Source organism: Photorhabdus kayaii (assembly GCF_025384895.1).
Classification (GTDB): Bacteria; Pseudomonadota; Gammaproteobacteria; order Enterobacterales; family Enterobacteriaceae; genus Photorhabdus; species Photorhabdus kayaii.
The window spans coordinates 172,214-196,231 of sequence record NZ_JAJAFZ010000001.1 but is presented as its reverse complement, the minus strand read 5'-3'; the positions used below and the strand labels follow the sequence as shown (position 1 = coordinate 196,231).

Sequence of the window (24,018 nt, the reverse complement as noted above, 5' to 3'; positions counted from 1 at the left end):
GGAAATAATAATCGATTGAATTAAATGATTTATATTGTAATGCTCTATTGTTATTAATTTATTATTTACGACTGAATTGTGATTTGAATTATTATTTATGCCGTAAATTAAATATTAACTTAATAATAACGAAATTTATTTTTGTTCCATTTCGTGCTAAAACCATAAATCAAGTAAGGAAAGAAATATGAATTTGAATAAAAAGGTTTTCTTTATTTCTCCGTTTTTATTAGCTATGAGTAGTTTCAGTATGGCTTGTATGCAAGATATGGCGGAAATTAGGAATCAGGTAAAAAATGCAATAACTGCAAATGGATTGGCAAATACCAAAGTCATGTCTTTATATGAAAATTGTGTTCTTCGAATTGAAGTCAACACAGATTATAAATTTACACTAGAGAGTAATAAAACTGTAAATAGTGATAATGAGATAGGAGAATCGATGTACTGGTATCGAGGAATGCATATAAATGAATATCAAGGATTTGATAGGAATAGGAATGAAAAAATTCCTTGTGTTCAAGACAACTCTTTCTGTGGAATTGCGCCTAAATTCACTTACTCAAAAAGTTATCTATCCAATGATAAACCAGGTGTTGTGATTGAATTCAAAACAGAAAAGGACGGGTGGCTATTTAATGAATTCACAACTGAACATAAGTGTGAATATAAAGGGGAAGCTGGAACATTATCGTATGGGTTAGGTAAAAAAGGATCGAAGTGCAAGGCTCCTCCTCAATATAATACAGGAGTTGAATTTAATAAATGGTTATCAACGAATGAAATACAAGCTCAGGTTGCTTATGTATCATTATCGAAAAAGCTCAAAAAATAGGACTTAACATCTATTCTGTTACCCTGTAATTATTAACCTTAAATTTTTTCAGATAAATAAAAAGGCTGAATCCAGTGAAGTACAGGATTCAGCCTTTATCAGTCATTAATCTGCTACGGATAAGAAACGGTTACGCTTCTCCTTGTACCGATTGAATCGCAGTCAGTACAACAGTGTAAATGATATCGTCTACCAAAGCGCCGCGGGACAAATCGTTCACCGGCTTGCGTATACCTTGCAGTATTGGCCAGCAAGGGCTGGTTGGAAGAAGAGTATAATTATGAAATAACTTCTTTAGAAAATTAGTAAATAAAATTTTGTATTATTTAGTGATTATTGTATATCGGTTATACTGTGTTTTTAATAAATAACAATTAATAAGCGTAAGAAGTTATAAAAAATAAAAATACAACTTTGATTTATAATTTCATTAAAGTCACAAAATATAATAATATAGAATCTTAAAGTGTGTTTTTGTTCTGGTAATTACTTTAATAACTGATAATATAGTTTAAAATACATAATTAAATTAAATTAAATTAAATTAAATTAAATTAAAATAACTAAAGGTATAAAAATGGAATGTAATCTAGCTGTAGAAAAAAATAAAAAGATGATTTCATCGGATACTGTACAAAAAAATAAGGAAATTAACTTATTTATATTTAATGAACATCAAGCTAACCTGCTTCACTATTTTTCCGAAGATATTGCTAAACGTGGTGGTCCACAGGTTAGCGGAATTAGAATGATTGTGGTACAAGCTGGTATTGAATTAAAAAAAATATTTTCAGAAATCCAACAAGAAGTGATTAGAGTATATTCTGATGGTTTAATGTCCGCTCTAGTTTTTGAAGGGATGAAAAAAAGTTACCAATGATATACTCCCTGATAAATTACCCTCGTTTTCTTCACTAGATAATCAATATGCTATCCTTTATTTGGCGGCTCGTAATCAAATCTTACTGGAACTTGTTGAACATAGAGCTTTTGCATATGATATTGAAAATTATGGTAAAATAGTGCGTCTGGTTGCTCATTTTAAAGAGGGAGGTTTGCAGGATATTGATTCTGAAAATAATAGAGTAGAATTAAGTTCTCATTCAGGCTTATCCCTTGGCCCTCACACCGAAGGACCATATTGGAGCGCAGTGAAAGTTAAAAATAGTCACTCTCCTTCACCGTCTTCTTTGATTTTATCATCAATGTGGAATCCTCTAATGGAACCTACATTTGTTATTCCAATGCCTGAAGTATTAGAAAGGGTAGGTGCAACTAATGTTTTGGCACTGTCGTCATACAACTTTAATTTTACATATAGTGACTCTTATGCCGACGAAAAGGGAGAAGATGGTAAGGGGGTATCTATAATAGATTTTAATGAAAAATTCTCTTTCTCTATCCGATATAACTCCTACCGTTTTTCTGTTGATGAAAAAGCCTCAGATGTTGTCAAGAAAGCATATGAAATATTTTGTCAGGCAGTTAACGATGCTATACCGTATCGATATGTATTAACACAGGAATCTGCAATTGCTATTAATAATTATCGAGCATTACATTGTCGGGATATAGTAAAGGATAATCGTCGATTGTTAGTTCGGTTGTTTGGTCTTGCAAAATATGCGGAAGGAGTTGTTATCTCAGATGATCCTTTATTGCTTAAAGGCTAAATAATTACTCGTTGTATTATTACAATGAAATTTAATAAAGTATAGTTATATTTAATTTTTTGTAATGCTATATTAAATGGCACTTTTAAAGTTCTGCACTAATACTTTTTGGTTTTTTTGATCGGATTTGTAAGTATGTCACATTCTTTTGCAAAAAGGGTTGACTGAGTGTGAAGTACAATCATGAAATTCTATTGAATAGCTTGCATTATTAATAATTTAAGCTATTTTAAAACGTTTAATAATATGTGGAATCATTATGGAATGGGACCTAATAGGCATACTAGCGACTATTGCTTTTTTGGCAGGTTTTTTTGATGCAATAGCTGGTGGAGGAGGATTAATAACATTGCCCGCGCTATTTCTAGCAGGAATAGAACCTATCAGTGCTATGGCTACTAATAAATTTCAAGCAACTTCAGCTAGTATATCAGCTACTGTAACTTTTGCGCGTAAAGGGTTAATTGAGTGGAGAAAGTCAGTATTTTTAATAATTTTTAGTGTATTAGGAGGAATTAGTGGTGCATTATTTGTCACTGTGGTGAGTAAGAGAATATTAGAAGCTTGTGTGCCAATATTATTAATTGTCGTCGCAATTTATTTTATCTTCGCTCCGAAACTTAGTGGGATAAGTAATAGGAAAAGAATATCTGTATTGTTATTTTCATTTTTAGTCGCCCCGATACTTGGTTTTTACGATGGCATTTTTGGCCCAGGAACGGGTTCTTTTCTCATGATGAGTTTTATGTTCTTCTGTGGCCTTGAGATGATGCGGGCAATGAGTTTTACTAAATTAGCAAATGCTTCATGCAATATTGGTGCATTGTTTATTTTTATCACTAAAGGCGTCATTATATGGCCGTTAGCCTTAGCAATGGCTATCGCGTCCTTTGCTGGAGCACAGTTAGGAGCTCGTTGTGCTGTTAAAATAGGCCCTCGTTTAATAAGGCCGATGCTGATATTGGTATGTTGTGTGTTAGCGATTAAACTTATTAGTACTGAAAATAACCCGCTACGGATTATGATCCTTAATCTTCTATAAATTGTACTGAATTAAAACAAATCACCAGGCGGACTGAATTGTGTCCAATTTCATCAATTAAGATTGGTGTAGCATTTATACCCTATGGATTTCAAGATGGATCGCGACGGCAAGGGAGCGAATCCCCGGGAGTATAGATAACTATGTGACTGGGGTGAGTGAGTGCATCCAACAAAGAGGCAGCTTGAAAGATGACGGGTATATAGTGCAGAAGAATAAATTCAAAGGTCTGAACCTTATTAAGGAGGTCAGACCTTGATTAATTTAAGTGGGGCGCGTGCAAGAAACGGTTACGCTTCCCCCTGCGCTGATTGAATCGCAGTCAGTGCAACGGTGTAAACAATATCATCTACCAGAGCGCCACGGGACAAATCGTTCACCGGCTTACGCATACCTTGCAGCATTGGCCCGATGGAAACCAGATCCGCAGAACGTTGTACCGCTTTGTAGGTGGTGTTACCGGTGTTCAGATCAGGGAAGATGAATACGGTAGCTTGACCGGCAACCGGTGAGTTTGGTGCTTTGGATTTCGCTACGTCTGCCATGATTGCGGCGTCATATTGCAATGGGCCATCAATGATCAGATCTGGACGTTTTTCCTGCGCCAAACGGGTTGCTTCACGAACTTTCTCAACATCACTGCCTGCACCGGAGTTGCCGGTAGAGTAGGAGATCATGGCAACACGCGGTTCAATACCGAATGCTTTAGCTGAATCCGCCGATTGAATGGCGATTTCAGACAGTTGTTCAGCAGTCGGATCTGGGTTGATTGCACAGTCTCCGTAAACCAGAACCTGTTCTGGCAATAGCATAAAGAATACGGATGATACCAGCGAGCTACCCGGTGCAGTTTTGATTAACTGCAATGGTGGACGGATGGTGTTTGCCGTGGTGTGTACCGCACCGGAAACCAAACCATCAACTTCGCCCTGTTCCAGCATCAACGTACCCAGAACAACGTTGTCTTCCAGTTGTTCACGCGCAACGACTTCGGTCATGCCTTTGTTTTTACGCAATTCAACCAGACGTGAGACATAACGCTCACGTACAGCAACGGGATCAACAATTTCAATACCCGCACCCAGTTCTACGCCTTGAGCCGCGGCAACACGACGGATCTCTTCTGGATCACCCAGTAGAACGCATTGTGCGATACCGCGATCAGCACAGATAGATACCGCTTTCACAGTACGAGGTTCGTCACCTTCCGGCAGAACAATGCGTTTGCCCGCTTTGCGCGCCAGTTCTGTTAATTGATAACGGAATGCGGGTGGAGAGAGGCGGTGTGGGCGCTCAGAGTTTGCTGTCAGGGAGTCGATCCACTCTTTGTTGATATGGTGTGCGACGTAGTTTTGCAGTTTTTCGATGCGTTCACGGTCATCCGCCGGGACTTCCAGGCTGAAACTTTGCAGGCTCAGGGAAGTCTGCCAAGTGTTTGTATCAACCATAAAGACTGGCAGGCCAGTGTTGAAGGCACGTTCACACAATTGCTTAATCGGCTCGTCGATGGCATAGCCACCGGTCAGCAGAATTGCACCGATTTCAACCCCATTCATAGCCGCCAGACAGGCTGAAACCAGAACGTCTGGACGATCAGCCGAAGTGACCAGCAGAGAACCGGGACGGAAGTGCTCTAACATGTGTGGAATGCTGCGTGCACAGAAAGTCACGGATTTCACACGGCGGGTTTTGATTGCGCCTTCGTTGATAATACGGGCGTTCAGGTGTTTTGCCATATCAATGGCTCGGGTTGCAATCAGGTCAAAACTCCACGGAATGCAACCCAGGATTGGCAATGGGCTATTTTTGAACAGCGTGTTCGGATCGATGTTAGATACGATGGCTTTTGAGGATTCATCAAAGATCTCTGACAAATCCGGACGGGTACGGCCTTGATCATCAACCGGCGCATTCAGTTTGTTGATAATAACACCGGTAATGTTCTGATTTTTGCTGCCACCAAATTCAGCACGAGCCAGTTCGACACGTTCTTTCAACTGTTTCGGGGAATCATTACCTAGCGCCAATACGAATACGATTTCAGCGTTCAGGGTCTTGGCAATTTCATAGTTGAGAGATTGGGCGAATGAATGTTTGCGGGTTGGAACCAGACCTTCAATCAGAATGACTTCTGCGTTTTTGGTGTTTTCGTGGTAAAGAGCCACGATTTTTTCCATCAGCACATCTTTCTGATTGGTTGTCAGCAAAGATTCCACATGCGCCATGTCCAGCGGTTCAGCGGTCTTTATGCTGGAATGAGAGCGGATGATGGTGGTGGTTTGATCTTGGGTGCCACAGCAACGGGGTTGGGCGATAGGTTTGAAAACACTCAGGCTGACGCCTTTTTGCTCCATTGAGCGGATTACACCTAAACTAACACTGGTCAAGCCGACGCTGGTGCTAGTAGGGATTAACATAATTGTACGGGACACGGAAACCTCTTTACGGTTGCTCGTTGGTCAAAAATAGTACCGCCAGCAGTGGCTGGCGGTGGGTAAAGTGATTACGCGGTCAGGCGCGCTGCATCTTGAGCGATCACTAATTCTTCATTGGTTGGGATCACTAAAGCAGGACGGCTGTTGTCGGTAGTGATTGCACCGGATTTACCGAAGCGAGCTGCCAGGTTACGGTCGTGATCGTATTCGAAACCTAACAGAGCCAGTTTTTTCATCACCTGTTCACGAACCAGTGCGGAGTTTTCACCAATACCACCGGTAAAGATAATGGCATCCAAGCGGCCTTCCATCAGTGCGGAATAAGCACCAACGTATTTAGCCAGACGGTGGCAGTAGACATCCATAGCGCGTTTAGCATCGGCTTTGGTTTCATAGTTATCTTCTATATAACGGCAATCACTGGTGACTTCGGTCAGACCTAGCAAGCCAGATTCTTTGGTCAACAGTTTGTTGATTTGTTCAACGCTCATGCCCAGTGAATCATGTAGGTGGAAAATGATCGCCGGGTCGATGTCACCACTGCGGGTACCCATTACCAGACCTTCCAATGGTGTCAATCCCATAGAGGTGTCAACACACTGACCATTAACGATAGCCGAGATAGAGCCACCATTACCCAAGTGGCAGACGATAACATTCAGCTCTTCAACCGGTTTGTTGAGCGTTTTCGCCGCTTCACGGGAAACGAAGAAGTGGCTGGTTCCGTGGGCGCCATAGCGACGAATGCCGTGCTCTTTATACAGGTTGTATGGCAGGGCATAGAGGTAAGCCTCTTCTGGCATGGTTTGATGGAAAGCGGTATCGAATACAGCAACGTTTTTGTCAGCCAGGTGTGGGAACCCTTTTTTCGCTTCTTCAATGCCAATCAGGTGAGCAGGGTTATGCAATGGCGCGAATGGAACCGCATCTTTAATCCCTTGAATGACTTCATCATTGATGGTAACGGATGCCGTGAATTTTTCACCGCCGTGAACAATGCGGTGGCCGATTGCGGCGATTTGATCAGAAAGTTCTGGTTTTTCGGCCAGAATCGTATTAACAATAAAGTTCAATGCTTCACTGTGGGCTGCACCAGCACCTAAAGCGGCTTCATGTTTTGCGCCATCCATTTTCCACTTAATGCGGGCTTCAGGCAGGTTAAAACATTCAGCTAGACCAGAAAGATATTCTTCACCGTTAGCAGGATCGATGATAGCAAATTTCAGAGAAGAGCTACCGCAATTGAGGACCAGTACCAGCTTACTTGACATGGAAGTACCTATATCGTGTTTGTCATTGAGTCTTACAGATAAGACATGTGATTAATAAAGCGTCAATTACTCATCAGCGTAGAGCATATAGTGATGACATTAAATGATTAACATCATGCTAAGTGCAAAGAGCATGATGATAAGGTTTAAATTTTCAAAAAGGTAAAATATGCCGCTTTGCTGCTGTGTATAACATAAAAGTGAATGTAGGATACCTATAGCGAGCAGCAAAGACAAAATATACTTAATCCTACAAAAAATATTTTATCAGTTACAATGTTTTTTTAAAAAATGTGTTTTTAATTGATTGAGGTCATGATGAGCGCAATACCTCCCCCCAGTAACGGATGGCTGAGAAAGATGCAACTGGGACAGCAATACATGAAAACTTGGCCGATTGAGAAACAGTTGGCACCCGCGTTCCCTGAAAATCGGATTATTAAGGCAACTCGTTTTGGTATCCGGTTTATGCCGCCGTTGGCTATTTTTACTCTGACGTGGCAAATCGCACTGGGTGGTCAGCTTGGTCCAGCGGTGGCGACGGCACTGTTCGCGTGTAGTTTACCGATGCAAGGGTTATGGTGGTTGGGGAAACGGGCATCAACCCCGTTACCCGCGGCATTGCTGAAATGGTTTCATGAAATCCGTGATAAATTCGCCGCAGCGGGTATCGCAATGGCACCTGTGCAGCAAACGCCAACTTATCAATCTCTCGCAGAACTGCTGAAACGCGCATTTAAACAACTTGATCGTTCGTTTCTTGATGATATTTGAACCGGGAGAAACCCGTTGCTAGATTATTGCAGTCAATGTACTGGAAAATCAGAGATGATGGTTCATGACGAAAAGTGGACACATTGTTGATCGCAACCGGAGATTTTCTCTTAATAAAATGGTCTACTAGCCAAGTTTTTGACACTAATATCTTCTTTTTTGTTGATAGAGGCCATTTTGAATAGCGAACTCTTGTGGGTATTGACCCTGCTACTGATAGCTATTGTTCTTTTTACCACCAATAAACTGCGCATGGATATTGTTGCATTATTGGTGATTATCGCGTTTGTCATGAGTGGAACGTTGACGCTCGGTGAAGCGACCAGCGGTTTTAGTGATCCCAATGTGTTGTTGATAGCTGCCCTGTTTGTTATTGGTGAAGGATTGGTAAGAACTGGCGTTGCTTATCAAATGGGGGATTGGCTGGTAAAAGCTGCTGGAAACAGCGAAACCAAAATGTTGGCATTACTGATGATGACTGTTGCAGGGCTTGGTGCGTTTATGAGTTCTACGGGTGTGGTCGCGATTTTCATTCCGGTGGTGCTCAGTGTCGCGGTAAGGATGAAAATTTCGCCGGGTCGGTTGATGATGCCCTTGAGTTTTGCCGGGCTTATCAGTGGCATGATGACATTGGTAGCGACGCCACCCAATATGGTGATTAACAGTGAGTTGATACGGGAAGGGCTTCCCGGTTTCAAATTCTTTTCTATTACACCTATTGGTATTTTGATGCTGTTTGCCGGTATGGGTTATATGCTGATCGCTCGCCATTGGTTGGGAAATAATCAATCGGATAAAGGCCATGATAAATGGCATCGTCGTACTTTCCGTGACCTTATCCGCGACTATAAATTATCAGGTCGCGCGCGTCGCCTGGCGATCCGCTCAGGTTCCCCGTTGATAGGTCTTTCTCTTGATGAGTCAAATTTGCGTGCTCACTATGGGGCTAATGTCGTTGGTATCGAGCGTTGGCGGCGTTTCCGGCGCGTTATGGTCAGTGCGATGGGCAATACAGAATTGAGAGAACGGGATGTGTTGCTGGTTGATATGTCAGACGGTGAGGTGGATCTGCGTCAATTTTGCAGTGAGCAATTATTAGAACCGATGGTGCTGCGCGGGGAGTATTTCTCTGAACAATCTCGTAACGTAGGTATGGCTGAAGTCTCTCTGATCCCGGAGTCGGATTTATTGGGTAAGTCACTGCGGGAAATAGGTTTTCGTACCTGCTATGGTTTGAATGTTGTTGGTATTCGACGTGATGGTGAATCGTTGTCGGGTAAACTGGTTGATGTGCCACTGCAACTTGGCGATATTTTGCTGGTTATTGGTGACTGGAAACTGATACGTATCCTGCAAACTAAAATGCGCGATTTTATTGTCCTTAATCTGCCGGTTGAGATCGAAGAGGTGGCTCCGGCAACGTCTCAAGCGCCACATGCGCTTTTTAGCTTGGCGCTGATGGTAGCCATGATGCTTACCGATGAAGTACCCAATGTGATTGCCGCATTGATAGCTTGCCTGTTGATGGGAAAATTCCGTTGTATTGATATGGAAAGTGCGTACCGCTCTATTCATTGGCCCAGTATTATCCTGATTGTCGGGATGATGCCGTTTGCTCTGGCATTACAGAAAACGGGCGGGATTGAGCTGATTGTCCGCGGCTTGATGGATATTGCGGGTGATATGGGGCCGAGGGTGATGCTGGTATGTCTGTTTATACTTTGTGCCGTAATCGGCTTGTTTATTTCTAATACGGCAACGGCGGTATTAATGGCACCGATAGCTATTGCTGCTGCACGTGAAATGGCAGTATCTCCCATGCCATTTGCCATGATTATTGGTGTGGCAGCTTCCGCCGCATTTATGACCCCGGTTTCGTCCCCAGTGAATACGCTGGTTCTTGGCCCCGGTGGTTATAAGTTTTCCGATTTTGTCCGTTTGGGCGTGCCATTTACCATGCTGGTGATGGTGATAAGTGTGCTGGTCATCCCTTGGTTGTTTCCATTTTAATGTGGAATATCAAGGCTAATTTCGTCCAATGACAGGCTGAATCCCGGTACAAAAACTTTCATAAAGTAATCCATCTCCTGGCTGTGACGATCAGCCAGGGTTTTTTCAAGTCGGGCTATCGCCAGATTGAATTCATGGTTACCTGCCGATAACTCTTCCAGACATTTGAGGTAAGCACACAGGGAATCGGCCTGTTTAATGATAAAAGTTTCTTCTGTTGTATGCTGGCTGTCATCTAGGATTGGACGGAAATCCTCTTGCAGCTCTGCTGGCAGCATGTCCAGTAATTTTTTCTGCGCGATTTTTTCTATTTTTTTGTATTCCCGTGCAATATGTGGATTGTGATATTTGACCGGAGTGGGTAAATCTCCGGTAATAACTTCGCTGGCATCGTGATACATAGCCAGCAACGCAATGCGTTCAGCATTTACATTGCCACCAAATTTGCGGTTTTTGATAATGGCTAAGGCGTGTGCGACAAAGGCCACCTGTAAGCTATGTTCCGATACATTTTCTGTACGTACATTACGCATCAGAGGCCAACGGTTAATCAGTTTCAAACGGGAAAGGTGGGCAAAAAAGTGGCTCATAATCATCTCTTACAGTAAATATTGTTTTTATTGTGAGCGGTGGATAGGGGTAAAGTAAACCTTAAAATCGTTTCTTATTTTTATCCCTTGTTTTCATAGGGAAATCTGCTATTTATCTAAACGGGTACCCAGACTGTATAGCAAGGTTAATATGATTAATTTACATTTATTATTAACTGGCAATGTTATAATCGTAATAGATATCATTTTTTAAATGAAATTTATATTTTTACTCCATTTTACATACAGTTTATATACAAAAATTTCATATAATTTACAATAGTTTGTTATTTATCCAGGCGTTCTCTTGTATTAAGTTTAATAAATGCAATGTTTAATTCTTTTATATCTTGCTAATGCCTTATATAATCACTGCAAAAATCGTCCATAAAAATAAAAAAATTAGTCTGTGTTACCGGTAAAAAATGAAAATTTATTGACCTTATTTTGCGGAGAGTGATTAATGGGTATCAATAAAGAGAGTTATGGACGTGGTTATCAAGGATTTCTATCTGACAGGCAGGGTCGGATCTCACATTTTTAATATGGTTATTGTGAGTAAAAATAACCCTTTGCGAGCTCAATAAACATACAAAAGAGATATTAAAACCTATCAATAAAAGCATATTGAATATGCGAAATTATCAATATCCGTGTGACGATTGATTTTTATACAAAGTAGAATCCCGCCCTGATCTGACAGGTGAGGTTTTCACCAGTGAGGAAAAGTGGGTAGGCTAGACTTATCGGAATAGCAGAAATAAGTTTTCGCCTATTCCGATAGAACGCATGGTATGAATAATGTCCGTTATCAGCGATATTTTTCTATACCCGTTATCCTTCAAGTTGCCTCTTTGTTGGCTGCACTCGCTCACCACGGTCACATAGTTACCTATGCTCCCGGGGCTTCACTCCCTTGCCGTCGCGATGCATCTTGAAATCTATAGGGTATATAAACGGTTCTTATTTTTATTGATGATATTTGCCAATAAATCGGGCGAATTTCTGAATTGCCATCTCCAGTTCATCAAGCCTTGGTAGGGTCACGATGCGGAGATGGTCAGGTTCCGGCCAGTTAAATGCGGTTCCCTGCACTAACAAGACCTTCTCTTGTAATAAAAGGTCAAGCACCATCTTCTGGTCATCGTGAACATTAAAACGTTTCGCATCAATTTTTGGAAACATATATAAAGCGCCTTTAGGTTTCACGCAGGAAACGCCGGGGATTTGATTAATTAATTCCCATGCTCGGTTACGCTGCTCATACAAACGGCCACCAGGTAAAATGAATTCACTGATACTTTGGTAACCGCCTAAAGCAGTTTGAATAGCGTGTTGCATTGGCACATTGGCACATAAACGCATTGATGCCAGCATCTCCAAGCCTTCAATGTAGCTCTTTGCGTGTTTCTTCGGGCCATTTAATACCATCCAGCCTTGACGAAAACCTGCAACCCGATATGTTTTGGATAATCCATTAAATGTTACCGTTAACAGATCAGGCGCGAGGGCAGCAATTGAATGATGTTCTGCATCGTCATATAAGATTTTGTCGTAAATCTCATCAGCAAAAATAATCAAATTGTGTTGCCGGGCTATTTCAACAACTTCCAATAACAGCTCTTTACTATATACAGCACCCGTTGGATTATTAGGGTTAATAATCACAATCCCACGTGTGCGGGGCGTAATTTTGTTACGGATATCATTTAAGTCAGGAAACCAATCTGACCCTTCATCACACATATAATGCACGGCTTTGCCACTGGAAAGTGAAACTGCCGCAGTCCAGAGAGGATAATCAGGTGCAGGAACAAGCATTTCATCACCGGTATTCAGTAATGCTTGCATTGCCTGAACGATTAATTCAGAAACACCATTGCCGATATAAATATCTTCAACGGTCACGTCCATCATATTCCGGGCTTGATAATGTTGCATGATAGCTTTGCGTGCAGAATACAGACCTTTCGAATCTGAATAACCCTGTGCTGTTGGTAAGTTACGGATAACATCTACCAAGATTTCATCTGGTGCTTCAAAACCAAAGGGGGCTGGATTGCCAATATTTAATTTGAGGACTTTATTGCCTTCTTCTTCAAGGCGTTTAGCTTCCTTGAGTACGGGGCCGCGGATATCATAACAAACATTATCCAATTTGCTGGATTTTTTAACTGCTAGCATAGAGAGTCTTACCTTATCTTGGTAAAAAAAAGTCGCTTGGCATATAGCGTGTAACATTTAATGTACTCCTCCCTCTGAGTGTTTTGAAGATGCATTGATATATTTGGTTAAAATGGTTGTTTTAGTAGGGGAGTTGTTATTTGAGTATCTTTTTATGTAAATTATGTTAGCGTTAAATTCTGAATTTACTGATGATATCAAATTTATAATCTGGATTGTTGTTGTTTTTTAGTGTGGAAATGGGGGTGTTTTTAGCGTGATAACGGCATGGCCGGGCCATTGTGGGGAGAAAGTGAGCATAGCGCAATTTGCCAATAAAAATTGTTGTGTTTGTATAATTTATTCTTATGTATAAGATTTGGCTTGAATTGGCAATTTAGGACTATATATTTTAGAAAGATCAAACAATATTTTTGATCATTTCTGGAAACTAGTTGTAAATTTATCTGAATAGGATTATTAAACATTAGTGATATTGTAGATTTTTACTTTATATTTAGTTTTTCTGATATAACTTATGTTATTCTTTGACGTGAGTCAGAAAACAAAATAACCAAACTAGAAATCACATATAGGGTGTTGTAAATAGGGATTGTCCTCAATTTTATTTAGGAATCCGAGTAACTTTTGCTAAGAAGAGGAGAAAATAAAACCCGCAATGGGTTCAATAGGTAAAAAAACAGCAGTAAATCTTTGCCCTATTTAATAGAGTAGAGTACTGTCTAAGCGATGTTAATTTAAATTTGATAGTGCTTACGTAAAAACACCAGGTTAGTTAGTAATTAAAATCAAAAAAAAGTGATGAATAAACAATGATAAATGCAAATCGTCCGATAATGAATCTCGATCTCGATCTGCTAAGAACTTTTGTTGCTGTTGCTGATTTAAATACTTTTGCAGCAGCAGCAGCAGCAGTATGCAGAACGCAATCGGCTGTAAGTCAGCAAATGCAACGTTTGGAGCAGTTGGTGGGCAGAGAGTTGTTTGCCCGTCATGGTCGTAATAAGCTTCTTACTGAGCATGGTCTTCAACTTCTTGGTTATGCAAGACAAATTCTGCGCGCTAACGATGATGCCAGCGCATCATTAACCTATAGCGATGCAGAAGGTGAACTAAGAATCGGTGCGTCCGATGATACGGTGGATACACTGCTCCCTTTTTTGTTAAATCGCATCGCTTCCGTTTATCCACGGATGGCAATAGACGTCCGGATAAAGCGTACTCAGTTTATTGAAAGTATGCTGGATAGCCATGAGATCGATTTGGCACTCACAACCGCAAAAATCAGTCATCATCCAAGGACTGTTCTGCGCTCAACACCAGTATTATGGCATTGTGCCCCTGATTTCCAGCTACAGTCAAATGAACCTGTGCCACTGGTTGTGATGGATGAAACCAATCCATTCCGTCAGTTGGCGTTGGATACGCTGGATGAGGTGGGAGTATCGTGGCGGATTGCTTATGAAGCCGCTTCTTTGTCGGCAGTTCGCACGGCAGTGAATGCAGAAGTCGGTATTACTGCTCGTCCTTTGGAAATGCAAAATGCTGATCTGCGTATTTTAGGGGAGAGTGAAGGGCTTCCTCGTTTACCTGAAACCCAGTTCTCTCTGTATAGACATAGTAATGAACAAAATGAATCTGTTCTTACGGTTTTTAGTGCAATAGAGAATAAGAAAACGCCATACGTGGTAACGGGTGTTTCTGAAGAACTTCCTGATGATGATATTATTGATGAGTAATATCTGAAACACTTCTCTTTTGCTAATACCTCCATTATGGATGGAAGGAGGTATTAGCTCCTCGAATATATTTATAAGTAATCATCAACTAAATTCACCTTATTCTGTTGTTATCGTAATCATTAAATATACGGTAGCATTTTTCTTAACACCCCCCTGATTTGGTTAACAAATTGTTATATTGTTAACAAAGTAATAATTTGCTGAATTGATGAAATAAAGATTTCTGTAGTGAACGGGAGCTTTTCTCGTCGCTTATGGATAAAAATATAATTTCTTCAGATTTGAATGAATTATCATCAGTAGTAAAATTTTTTTCTGTCAAATTGTGTACTTGATCAAAGAAATACTCCCTATGTAGCAGTGGAAAGGCAGGTTTTTCCTGAGATAATGATGTGGTAAAAACGAATTATCGGTTAAACTAGTTGCCGCCACTGTTCGCATGCCAGTTGACTGACACGTTTTAGCAGTGAGGTAGCACGATCCGTTAAGACTAAGTTTGTTATTTGTAAATAAATGTTAGATTAATTTTGTCATAACAGACAAAATATTGTTGAGAGGAGTAAAAACCAAGAAGATTCACTCCATCAATCATTGATTAACAGTGTTTCAGATTTGGTTGTTACCCCTTCCCTTGAATCGATGTGGTGCAACACTGCCAGACAAAAGAGCAGACACTTTTGACACCACTTTTGATGAGTAAGCAATGAGTATGTCAACATCCACTGAACTCTTTGCCCATCACTGGGCATTCGCGGTATTTCTTTTAGGTGCTTTCGGTCTGTGTGCTTTGATGCTGTTAGGGGCATTTTTCTTGGGCGGGAGAGCGAAAGCCCGGGCAAAACATGTCCCTTATGAATCTGGTATTGATTCTGTCGGTAGTGCTCGTCTCCGTATGTCGGCCAAGTTCTATCTGGTCGCTATGTTCTTTGTCATCTTCGATGTTGAAGCTCTGTTTTTATATGCATGGTCAGTCTCTATCAAAGAGAGTGGCTGGTTAGGCTTTATCGAAGCAAGCATTTTCATTTTGGTGTTACTCGCAGGCTTGTTTTATCTGGTGCGTATTGGGGCGCTGAATTGGACGCCATCTCGTTCAAGCCGCCAGGTAAGTAAACCAAGTGTTGTGATTAACATTAACAATAGTCATCCGCAGTAATAGCGAGGCATTTAAAGATGGATTATACACTCACCCGCATAGATCCGAACGGTGAGAATGACCGTTATCCCCTGCAAAAACAGGAAATTGTCGCAGACCCACTGGAGCAGCATGTTCACCGTAGTGTTTACATGGGCAAACTGGAGCATGCTCTGCATGATATGGTGAATTGGGGACGTAAAAATTCCCTGTGGCCCTACAACTTTGGTCTTTCCTGTTGTTATGTGGAAATGGCGACATCATTTACTGCTGTTCATGATGTCGCTCGTTTTGGCGCTGAAGTTTTACGTGCATCACCCCGCCAAGCGGATTTTATGGTGGTCGCTGGAACCTGTTTTACCAAAATGGCGCCGGTTATTCAGCGCCTGTATGACCAGATGCTTGAGCCGAAGTGGGTTATCTCTATGGGAGCCTGCGCCAACTCTGGTGGTATGTACGATATTTACTCTGTCGTTCAAGGTGTCGATAAGTTTATCCCTGTTGATGTTTATATTCCTGGCTGTCCTCCCCGTCCTGAAGCTTATATGCAAGCTCTGTTGTTGTTACAAGAGTCAATCGGCAAAGAGCGTCGTCCGTTGTCTTGGGTAGTGGGAGATCAAGGAGTTTACCGTGCCAATATGCAGTCAGAAAGAGAACGTAAGCACGGGGAACGTATCGCAGTGAAAAATCTGCGTACGCCAGACGAAGTTTAAGAATCTGTCTTTAGACAGTAGGCGTGACTCAAAGTAGCCTAATGAATGTAACCAGAGCAATGTGTTGCGATACTAATCCTGATCAAAACGAACACTGATCAAAGCGTTGTGGTGAAAAATGATGATAGATCAGATAGCGCAAGAAAGCGCCCGGCCTGCGTGGCAAACTCATGATCATCTTGATGATCCGGTCATGAGTGAGCTGCGTAACCACTTTGGCCCGGATGCCTTTACTGTTCAGCCAACCCGTACTGGTATACCCGTTGTCTGGGTGAAGCGTGAACAATTACTGGAAGTAATGACTTTCCTGAAGAAGCTGCCTAAACCTTATGTCATGCTATTCGATTTGCATGGCATGGATGAACGCCAGCGTACTTATCGCCAGGGTCTGCCAGAGGCAGATTTTTCTGTGTTTTATCACCTGCTTTCTATTGAGCGTAACCGCGATATCATGTTGAAGGTTGCCCTCAGTGAAAAAGACCTGAATCTCCCGACTGCAACTCCTCTGTTCCCAAATGCCAACTGGTATGAGCGTGAAACATGGGAAATGTTTGGTATTGTCTTTAACGGCCATCCAAACCTGCGCCGCATTATGTTGCCACCGACTTGGGAAGGGCATCCGTTGCGGAAGGATTATCCTGCTCGTGCGACAGAATTTGATCCTTTCGAATTGACCAGACAGAAAGAAGATCTGGAAATGGAAGCACTGACTTTCAAACCAGAAGAGTGGGGAATGAAGCGGGGTACCGAGAATGAGGACTTTATGTTCCTTAACCTTGGTCCTAACCATCCCTCTTCTCATGGGGCATTTCGTATCATTCTGCAACTGGATGGTGAAGAGATTGTTGATTGTGTCCCGGATATTGGTTATCACCATCGTGGCGCGGAGAAGATGGGAGAGCGCCAATCTTGGCACAGTTATATTCCCTATACAGACCGTATTGAATACTTAGGCGGTTGTGTTAACGAAATGCCTTATGTGCTGGCGGTGGAGAAACTGGCGGGAATTGACGTGCCTGACCGGGTAAAAACTATTCGCGTTATGTTGTCGGAATTGTTCCGCATTAACAGCCACCTACTCTACATCTCGACCTTCATTCAGGACGTTGGCGGGATGACACCGGTGTTCTTCGCCTTTACTGACCGTCAGAAAGTGTATGATCTGGTGGAGGCGATTACCGGTTTCCGTATGCACCCAGCATGGTTCCGTATTGGCGGAGTTGCTCATGATTTGCCGCGTGGTTGGGATAGATTATTGCGCGATTTCCTCAACTGGATGCCCAAACGTCTTGATTCCTACGTGAAAGTGGCGCTGAAAAACAGCATCCTGAAAGGCCGTTCTATTGGAGTTGCTGCTTATAATTCCAAACAAGCTCTTGAATGGGGCACCACTGGAGCGGGTTTGCGGGCAACGGGTATCGCATTTGATGTGCGTAAATGGCGCCCATACTCCGGCTATGAAAATTTCGATTTCGACGTGCCGATTGGTAATAACGGCGACTGTTATGACCGCGTGATGTTGAAAGTGGAAGAAGTGCGTCAGAGCTTGCGAATCTTGAAACAGTGTCTGGACAATATGCCTGAAGGTCCATTCAAAGCAGATCATCCACTGACGACGCCACCACCGAAAGAACGTACTTTGCAGCATATTGAGACCATGATTAACCACTTTTTGCAAGTGTCATGGGGACCGGTAATGCCAGCAAATGAATCTTTCCAGATGATTGAGGCCACTAAGGGCATCAACAGCTATTATCTCACCAGCGACGGCAGTACTGTGAGTTACCGTACCCGAGTCCGTACACCGAGTTATCCGCATTTGCAGCAGATCCCATCGGTAATTCGCGGTAGCTTAGTTTCTGACCTGATCGTGTATCTGGGCAGTATTGATTTTGTTATGTCTGATGTGGATCGCTAACTATGCAAAGTGAAATTAACGCGAGTGCTCAACAAGCGCGCCTTGATGTGGTTAACGTAGCAGAGTCTCAGGCAAAAGCAGATTTTGTGCTGAGCACCGAAGAGCACGATGCTATTGAGCATGAAAAACACCACTACGAAGATCCGCGTGCCGCTTCGATAGAAGCATTGAAAATCGTACAGAAGCATCGTGGTTGGGTACCGGATGGTGCCATTTACGCGATTGCTGATGTGCTTGGTATTCCCGCTAGTGATGTGGAAGGTGTGGCAACATTCTACAGCCAGATTTACCGTCAACCTGTGGGCCGCCATATTATTCGTTATTGTGACAGCGTGGTTTGTCATATCACCGGTTATCAAGATGTCCAGGCTGCAATTGAAAAACATCTAAATATCTGTCCGGGGCAGACGACGAAAGATGGGCGTTTTACGCTGTTGCCAACCTGTTGTCTGGGTAACTGTGACAAAGGCCCGACGATGATGATCGATGACGATACGCACAGTTCTGTCAGACCTGAAGAGATTGAAAAGTTACTGGAGCAGTATCCATGACAGCATATTCAGGAATAAAAGAAATTATTCGTACTGAGGAAAACCATCCTCTTACTTGGCGATTGCGTGATGACAAACAACCGGTATGGTTGGATGAGTACCGTAGCAAAAATGGTTATCGAGGTGCTGAGAAAGCACTGAAAAGCATGTCTCCAAATGAAGTGGTTTCTCTGGTAAAAGACGCCGGGCTGAAAGGCCGTGGAGGAGCTGGTTTCTCTACTGGTCTGAAATGGAGCCTGATGCCAAAAGATGAAAGCATGAATATCCGTTATCTGTTATGTAACGCAGATGAAATGGAGCCGGGTACCTACAAAGATCGCTTGCTGATGGAACAACTTCCTCATTTGCTGGTGGAAGGGATGTTGATCAGTGCATTTGCCCTGAAAGCTTATCGTGGCTATATCTTCCTGCGTGGTGAATATGTGGAAGCGGCTGTATATCTGCGTAAAGCCATCGAAGAAGCTAAGGCAGCGGGTTTGTTGGGTAAAAACATTATGGGCAGCGGCTTTGATTTTGAGTTGTTTGTTCATACCGGCGCGGGGCGTTATATCTGTGGTGAAGAGACCGCACTGATTAACTCATTGGAAGGTCGCCGAGCGAATCCTCGTTCAAAACCGCCATTTCCAGCCACTTCCGGCGCATGGGGTAAACCTACTTGCGTCAACAACGTTGAAACCTTGTGCAACGTTCCTTCAATTCTCGAATACGGTAAAGAGTGGTATATCGGTTTAAGTGCAGGCAAGAGTAAAGATGCCGGTACCAAACTGATGGGTTTCTCTGGTCGGGTGAAAAATCCGGGCTTGTGGGAACTGCCATTTGGTACGACTGCTCGTGAAATTCTTGAAGATTATGCTGGTGGTATGCGTGACGGTTTGAAATTCAAAGCATGGCAGCCCGGTGGCGCAGGAACTGACTTCCTGACTGCTGAACATCTGGATCTGCCAATGGATTTCGAAAATATTGCTAAAGCGGGCAGCCGTTTGGGCACGGCCTTGGCAATGGCAGTTGACCATGAAATTAATATGGTTTCGTTGACGCGTAATCTCGAAGAATTCTTTGCCCGTGAATCTTGCGGCTGGTGTACTCCATGTCGTGACGGGTTGCCGTGGAGCGTAAAAATCCTGCGTGCAATAGAGCGTGGGGAAGGGCAACCCGGGGATATTGAAACGTTGGAGCAGCTCTGTCGTTTCCTTGGGCCAGGTAATACGTTCTGTGCTCACGCACCAGGGGCCGTGGAACCACTACAGAGTGCCATCAAATATTTCCGTGATGAATTCGAAGCTGGAATTGTGACCAAAGACTATGGGAACACCCATTTCATTGCGGGTATCCAGTCAAACCTGTTAAAGCAGCGTTGGTAATGGGTTCTTCACGAAATTAGCAGAATTTTTGATTAACACTTGCTGAAAAGCAGGTCATTTGGAAGCATGCTGACTATGGCTACGATACATGTAGACGGCAAAAAATATGATGTAGACGGGGCTGATAACCTGTTACAAGCTTGCCTCTCTTTGGGGTTAGATATTCCTTATTTTTGCTGGCATCCAGCGCTTGGAAGCGTTGGCGCTTGCCGCCAGTGTGCGGTGAAGCAATATCAAAATGCGGATGATACGCGCGGTCGTCTGATAATGTCCTGTATGACTCCGGCAACGGATGGCACTTTTATCTCTATTGATGATGAAGAGGCTAAACAGTTCCGTGAGAGTGTGGTTGAGTGGTTGATGACTAACCATCCGCACGATTGCCCGGTATGTGAAGAAGGGGGCAACTGTCACTTACAGGATATGACGGTGATGACCGGTCATACATTCCGTAAATACCGTTTTACTAAGCGTACTCATAACAATCAGGAATTGGGGCCGTTTATTTCTCATGAAATGAACCGCTGTATTGCCTGTTATCGTTGCGTACGTTACTACAAAGATTATGCCGACGGCACTGATTTTGGTGTTTATGGCGCTCACGATAACATCTATTTTGGTCGCCCTGAAAGCGGTACGTTGGAAAGCGAGTTCTCCGGTAACCTGGTAGAAATCTGTCCAACCGGGGTATTTACTGATAAAACCCATTCTGAACGTTATAACCGTAAATGGGATATGCAGTTTGCGCCAAGTATCTGTCAACAGTGTAGCATTGGCTGTAATACCAGCCCGGGGGAGCGTTATGGTGAATTACGCCGTATCGAGAACCGTTATAACGGTACGGTAAACCACTATTTTATGTGTGACCGTGGTCGTTTCGGTTACGGTTATGTCAACCGTAAAGATCGCCCTCGTCAGCCACGGCAATTGCGTGGTGATCATTGGATCTCGCTTAACGCTGAACAGGCCATGCAGGGTGGGGCGGATATTTTGCGTCAGGCCAAAAATGTCATCGGTATCGGTTCTCCACGCGCCAGTCTGGAAAGCAATTTTGCACTACGTGAACTGGTGGGCGCAGAAAACTTCTATAGTGGGATTGCTGCGGCTGAACAACAACGCCTTGATATAATGCTGGAAATTCTGCAACAGGGTGGTGTTTATACACCGTCGCTACGTGAAATTGAAAGCTATGATGCGGTATTGATTTTAGGCGAAGATTTAACGCAAACCGGTGCTCGGATGGCACTGGCGGTTCGTCAGGCTGTGAAAGGTAAAGCCCGCGAAATGGCTGCTGCTCAGAAAGTTGCTGATTGGCAGATTGCCGCTGTGATGAATATTGGTCAGCGTGCCAAATATCCTCTGTTTGTAACCAACGTGGATGATACGCATCTGGATGATATCGCAGCGTGGAATTATCGTGCGCCGGTTGATGATCAGGCTCGTTTTGGTTTTGCAGTCGCTCATGCATTGGATAACACGGCGCCAGCCGTCGAGAATTTGCCTGACGAATTGAGAGCCAAAGTGGATATGGTGGCGCAAGCATTGATTGGCGCTAAGAAACCGTTAATTATCAGCGGCAGTAACGTCGGCAGTGATGCGATTATTCAAGCAGCTGCTAATATTGCCTGGGCACTGAAAGACCGAGGTTCAGATGTCGGTTTGTCGTTTGTTGCAATCTATGCGAATAGTATTGGATTGGCAATGATGGAGGCCCAGCCACTGGATGTTGCTCTGCAACGTATAAGTAGTGGTAAATCTGATACGGCTATTGTGATGGAAAATGATCTCTATCGGCATGCCGCAGCAGATAAGGTAGACGATGCACTGAACAATCTGAAAAACCTGGTTGTGGTTGACCATCAACGCACTGCTATCATGGATAAAGCCCATTTGATTCTGCCAGCTTCCAGCTTTGCAGAAAGTGACGGCACGTTGGTGAATCAGGAGGGTCGGGCCCAGCGTTATTTCCAAGTTTTCGAACCCTCTTTCTATGACAAATCGGTGGTGATGCTGGAGAGTTGGCGTTGGTTGCACTCCTTGCATACAACGTATGCTGAACGTCATTTGGATTGGACGCAGCTTGACCATGTGATTGATGCCTGCGCTGAAGCAATGCCACAGCTTAAAGGCATTGTTGATGCCGCGCCTGATTCGACGTTCCGCATCCGCGGTCAGAGACTGGCTCGTTCACCGCACCGTTACAGTGGTCGTACTGCTATGTTGGCGAATATCAGCGTACATGAGCAACGTCAGCCGCAGGATGTCGATTCGCCATTTGCTTTCTCAATGGAAGGTAACAATAGTCCTAATGCCCATCGTCAGCAGGTGCCATTTGCATGGGCACCGGGCTGGAACTCACCACAGGCTTGGAACAAATTCCAGGCGGAGGTAGGTGGTCATCTGCGCTTTGGCGATCCTGGTGTGCGTCTGATTGAAACCACTGACGGCGGTTTGAACTATTTTGATCAGATTCCGACAGCATTTACTGCACAAAATAACCAATGGACAGTGGCTCCTTACCATCATTTGTTTGGTAGTGAAGAGTTAACTCAACGTTCCGATGTGATTCAGGAACGCATGCCGGAGCCTTATGTGATGCTTAATAGCAAAGATGCGGATCAATTAGGTGTGAAAACGGGTTCTGTTCTGGAGTTTGATTGTTTTGGTCAGCAACTGCGTCTGGCAGTTCGTCTGAGTGAAAATCTTGCTCAAGGGCAGATCGGTTTGCCAATGGGAATGCCGGGTATTCCTCCGGTATTGGCAGGTGTTTCCGTGAATAATCTGCGGGAGGTTGCACAATGAGTTGGTTAACCCCCGAAATTATTGATGTGCTGATCGCTGTTCTGAAGGCAGTGGTGATACTGGTAGTGGTGGTTGTCTGTGGGGCATTGATGAGCTTTGGTGAACGTCGTTTGCTAGGGCTGTTTCAAAACCGTTATGGGCCTAACCGCGTAGGTTGGGGCGGATCGTTACAGATCGTCGCTGACATGATCAAAATGTTCTTCAAAGAGGACTGGGTACCCCGTTTTGCGGACAGAATGATCTTTACCTTGGCACCGGTGATTGGTTTCGTTTCTCTGTTGCTGGCATTTGCCATTGTGCCGATCACGCCGACTTGGATGGCCGCTGATCTGAACATCGGCATTTTGTTCTTCATGATGATGGCGGGTTTGGCTGTCTATGCGGTGCTGTTTGCTGGATGGTCAAGTAACAACAAATACTCGTTACTGGGGGCAATGCGTGCTTCTGCGCAGACACTGAGTTACGAAGTGTTTATTGGTCTCTCTTTTATGGGCGTTGTTGCGCAGGCGGACTCCTTCAATATGGTGGATATCGTCAATGCACAAGAGCATATGTGGAATGTCATTCCTCAGTTCTTTGGTTTCTTGACTTTTGCCATCGCGGGTGTGGCGGTGTGTCACCGTCATCCATTTGACCAGCCGGAAGCAGAACAGGAGCTGGCTGATGGCTATCATATTGAATATTCCGGTATGAAATTCGGTCTGTTCTTCGTTGGTGAATATATCGGTATTGTCACGGTTTCTGCCCTGATTGTGACAATGTTCTTTGGTGGTTGGCATGGTCCGTTCCTGCCGCCGTTTGTCTGGTTTGCGTTGAAAACGGCATTCTTCATGGTGATGTTCATCCTGATACGTGCCTCTTTACCGCGTCCGCGTTATGACCAGGTGATGGCGTTTGGCTGGAAAATCTGTCTACCGCTGACCTTACTTAACCTGCTGGCGACTGCGGCAGTGATTTTGTACAACGCTCAATAAGGGGGGAATGA

19 protein-coding genes and 1 pseudogene are annotated in these 24,018 nt (G+C 43.4%); 14 read left to right on the top strand and 6 right to left on the bottom strand.

Annotation, left to right across the window (positions count from 1 at the left end; all coding sequences use genetic code 11):
• Positions 1–187: 187 nt before the first annotated feature.
• Positions 188–835 (top strand): hypothetical protein, encoded by a 648-nt coding sequence (locus tag LGZ98_RS01050; protein ID WP_262977582.1) that lies wholly within the window; start codon positions 188–190, stop codon positions 833–835.
• 130 nt (positions 836–965) lie between these two features.
• Here the strand turns inward: LGZ98_RS01050 and LGZ98_RS01045 are convergent.
• A pseudogene (locus tag LGZ98_RS01045) lies at positions 966–1,082 on the bottom strand (phosphate acyltransferase); the annotation flags it as partial.
• A gap of 330 nt (positions 1,083–1,412) precedes the next feature.
• Here LGZ98_RS01045 and LGZ98_RS01040 point away from each other — a divergent pair.
• From LGZ98_RS01040 to LGZ98_RS01030, 3 genes are all read left to right on the top strand, one after another.
• Complete coding sequence (locus LGZ98_RS01040; RefSeq protein WP_205068553.1) at positions 1,413–1,715, top strand: hypothetical protein; 303 nt, start codon at positions 1,413–1,415, stop codon at positions 1,713–1,715.
• Positions 1,716–1,776: 61 nt separating this feature from the next.
• The gene (locus tag LGZ98_RS01035) at positions 1,777–2,508 is read left to right on the top strand and encodes a Fe(II)-2OG oxygenase family protein (protein ID WP_205068555.1); all 732 of its coding nucleotides are present in this window, start codon (positions 1,777–1,779) and stop codon (positions 2,506–2,508) included.
• Between the two features lie 259 nt (positions 2,509–2,767).
• Positions 2,768–3,550 carry a TSUP family transporter gene (locus tag LGZ98_RS01030; RefSeq protein WP_112894039.1) on the top strand — a complete coding sequence of 261 codons (783 nt, stop codon included), beginning with the start codon at positions 2,768–2,770 and terminating at the stop codon, positions 3,548–3,550.
• A gap of 290 nt (positions 3,551–3,840) precedes the next feature.
• Here the strand turns inward: LGZ98_RS01030 and pta are convergent, their stop codons facing one another.
• Complete coding sequence (gene pta, locus LGZ98_RS01025) at positions 3,841–5,982, bottom strand: phosphate acetyltransferase (RefSeq protein ID WP_262977581.1); 2,142 nt, start codon at positions 5,980–5,982, stop codon at positions 3,841–3,843.
• A 71-nt stretch (positions 5,983–6,053) separates the two neighbouring features.
• On the bottom strand, positions 6,054–7,256 hold the full coding sequence (gene ackA / locus LGZ98_RS01020; protein WP_113042483.1) for an acetate kinase: 1,203 nt from the start codon (positions 7,254–7,256) through the stop codon (positions 6,054–6,056).
• 318 nt (positions 7,257–7,574) lie between these two features.
• Here ackA and yfbV point away from each other — a divergent pair, with 318 nt between their 5' ends.
• On the top strand, positions 7,575–8,030 hold the full coding sequence (gene yfbV / locus LGZ98_RS01015; protein WP_113026092.1) for a terminus macrodomain insulation protein YfbV: 456 nt from the start codon (positions 7,575–7,577) through the stop codon (positions 8,028–8,030).
• Between the two features lie 177 nt (positions 8,031–8,207).
• Positions 8,208–10,040, top strand: coding sequence for an SLC13 family permease (locus tag LGZ98_RS01010; RefSeq protein WP_262977580.1), 1,833 nt, complete (start codon positions 8,208–8,210; stop codon positions 10,038–10,040).
• On the opposite strand, the gene yfbR is transcribed toward LGZ98_RS01010, so the two are convergent.
• From yfbR to LGZ98_RS00995, 3 genes are all read right to left on the bottom strand, one after another.
• Complete coding sequence (gene yfbR, locus LGZ98_RS01005; RefSeq protein ID WP_113026094.1) at positions 10,037–10,630, bottom strand: 5'-deoxynucleotidase; 594 nt, start codon at positions 10,628–10,630, stop codon at positions 10,037–10,039. The genes LGZ98_RS01010 and yfbR overlap by 4 nt on opposite strands.
• A 743-nt stretch (positions 10,631–11,373) precedes the next feature.
• Positions 11,374–11,514: a hypothetical protein gene (locus tag LGZ98_RS01000; RefSeq protein WP_158536563.1), complete on the bottom strand. Its 141-nt coding sequence runs from the start codon at positions 11,512–11,514 to the stop codon at positions 11,374–11,376.
• Positions 11,515–11,599: 85 nt separating this feature from the next.
• Entirely contained in the window at positions 11,600–12,814 is a 1,215-nt protein-coding gene (locus LGZ98_RS00995; protein ID WP_011147308.1) for a pyridoxal phosphate-dependent aminotransferase, read from the bottom strand.
• A gap of 812 nt (positions 12,815–13,626) precedes the next feature.
• On the opposite strand from LGZ98_RS00995, the gene hexA reads away from it, so the two are divergent.
• The 8 genes from hexA to nuoH all read left to right on the top strand — a co-directional run bounded on the left by hexA (position 13,627) and on the right by nuoH (position 24,007).
• Entirely contained in the window at positions 13,627–14,553 is a 927-nt protein-coding gene (hexA, locus tag LGZ98_RS00990) for a transcriptional regulator HexA (RefSeq protein ID WP_228902020.1), read from the top strand.
• A gap of 706 nt (positions 14,554–15,259) precedes the next feature.
• Complete coding sequence (locus LGZ98_RS00985; protein ID WP_011147306.1) at positions 15,260–15,709, top strand: NADH-quinone oxidoreductase subunit A; 450 nt, start codon at positions 15,260–15,262, stop codon at positions 15,707–15,709.
• Positions 15,710–15,726: 17 nt separating this feature from the next.
• Complete coding sequence (locus LGZ98_RS00980) at positions 15,727–16,401, top strand: NuoB/complex I 20 kDa subunit family protein (RefSeq protein ID WP_011147305.1); 675 nt, start codon at positions 15,727–15,729, stop codon at positions 16,399–16,401.
• Positions 16,402–16,519: 118 nt separating this feature from the next.
• Positions 16,520–18,319, top strand: a complete 1,800-nt coding sequence (gene nuoC / locus LGZ98_RS00975) for an NADH-quinone oxidoreductase subunit C/D (protein ID WP_113042491.1) — start codon at positions 16,520–16,522, stop codon at positions 18,317–18,319.
• Between the two features lie 2 nt (positions 18,320–18,321).
• A complete protein-coding gene (gene nuoE / locus LGZ98_RS00970; RefSeq protein ID WP_112877600.1) occupies positions 18,322–18,870 on the top strand; it encodes an NADH-quinone oxidoreductase subunit NuoE in 549 nt (182 codons plus the stop codon).
• Positions 18,867–20,231, top strand: coding sequence for an NADH-quinone oxidoreductase subunit NuoF (nuoF, locus tag LGZ98_RS00965; RefSeq protein ID WP_113042493.1), 1,365 nt, complete (start codon positions 18,867–18,869; stop codon positions 20,229–20,231). The genes nuoE and nuoF overlap by 4 nt, the downstream gene beginning before the upstream one ends.
• A gap of 75 nt (positions 20,232–20,306) precedes the next feature.
• The gene (gene nuoG, locus LGZ98_RS00960) at positions 20,307–23,033 is read left to right on the top strand and encodes an NADH-quinone oxidoreductase subunit NuoG (protein ID WP_113042582.1); all 2,727 of its coding nucleotides are present in this window, start codon (positions 20,307–20,309) and stop codon (positions 23,031–23,033) included.
• Positions 23,030–24,007: an NADH-quinone oxidoreductase subunit NuoH gene (gene nuoH / locus LGZ98_RS00955; RefSeq protein WP_011147300.1), complete on the top strand. Its 978-nt coding sequence runs from the start codon at positions 23,030–23,032 to the stop codon at positions 24,005–24,007. Before nuoG ends, nuoH begins: the two co-directional genes overlap by 4 nt.
• The last annotated feature ends 11 nt before the right edge of the window (positions 24,008–24,018 follow it).

Excerpts from the sequence above, each read along its gene's own strand:
- LGZ98_RS01050 (WP_262977582.1), top strand. The coding sequence starts at position 188 with ATGAATTTGAATAAAAAGGTTTTCTTTATTTCTCCGTTTTTATTAGCT.
- LGZ98_RS01040 (WP_205068553.1), top strand. The coding sequence starts at position 1,413 with ATGGAATGTAATCTAGCTGTAGAAAAAAATAAAAAGATGATTTCATCG.
- LGZ98_RS01030 (WP_112894039.1), top strand. The coding sequence starts at position 2,768 with ATGGAATGGGACCTAATAGGCATACTAGCGACTATTGCTTTTTTGGCA.
- ackA (WP_113042483.1), bottom strand. The coding sequence starts at position 7,256 with ATGTCAAGTAAGCTGGTACTGGTCCTCAATTGCGGTAGCTCTTCTCTG.
- yfbV (WP_113026092.1), top strand. The coding sequence starts at position 7,575 with ATGAGCGCAATACCTCCCCCCAGTAACGGATGGCTGAGAAAGATGCAA.
- yfbR (WP_113026094.1), bottom strand. The coding sequence starts at position 10,630 with ATGAGCCACTTTTTTGCCCACCTTTCCCGTTTGAAACTGATTAACCGT.
- LGZ98_RS00995 (WP_011147308.1), bottom strand. The coding sequence starts at position 12,814 with ATGCTAGCAGTTAAAAAATCCAGCAAATTGGATAATGTTTGTTATGAT.
- hexA (WP_228902020.1), top strand. The coding sequence starts at position 13,627 with ATGATAAATGCAAATCGTCCGATAATGAATCTCGATCTCGATCTGCTA.
- LGZ98_RS00985 (WP_011147306.1), top strand. The coding sequence starts at position 15,260 with ATGAGTATGTCAACATCCACTGAACTCTTTGCCCATCACTGGGCATTC.
- LGZ98_RS00980 (WP_011147305.1), top strand. The coding sequence starts at position 15,727 with ATGGATTATACACTCACCCGCATAGATCCGAACGGTGAGAATGACCGT.
- nuoC (WP_113042491.1), top strand. The coding sequence starts at position 16,520 with ATGATGATAGATCAGATAGCGCAAGAAAGCGCCCGGCCTGCGTGGCAA.
- nuoE (WP_112877600.1), top strand. The coding sequence starts at position 18,322 with ATGCAAAGTGAAATTAACGCGAGTGCTCAACAAGCGCGCCTTGATGTG.
- nuoF (WP_113042493.1), top strand. The coding sequence starts at position 18,867 with ATGACAGCATATTCAGGAATAAAAGAAATTATTCGTACTGAGGAAAAC.
- nuoG (WP_113042582.1), top strand. The coding sequence starts at position 20,307 with ATGGCTACGATACATGTAGACGGCAAAAAATATGATGTAGACGGGGCT.
- nuoH (WP_011147300.1), top strand. The coding sequence starts at position 23,030 with ATGAGTTGGTTAACCCCCGAAATTATTGATGTGCTGATCGCTGTTCTG.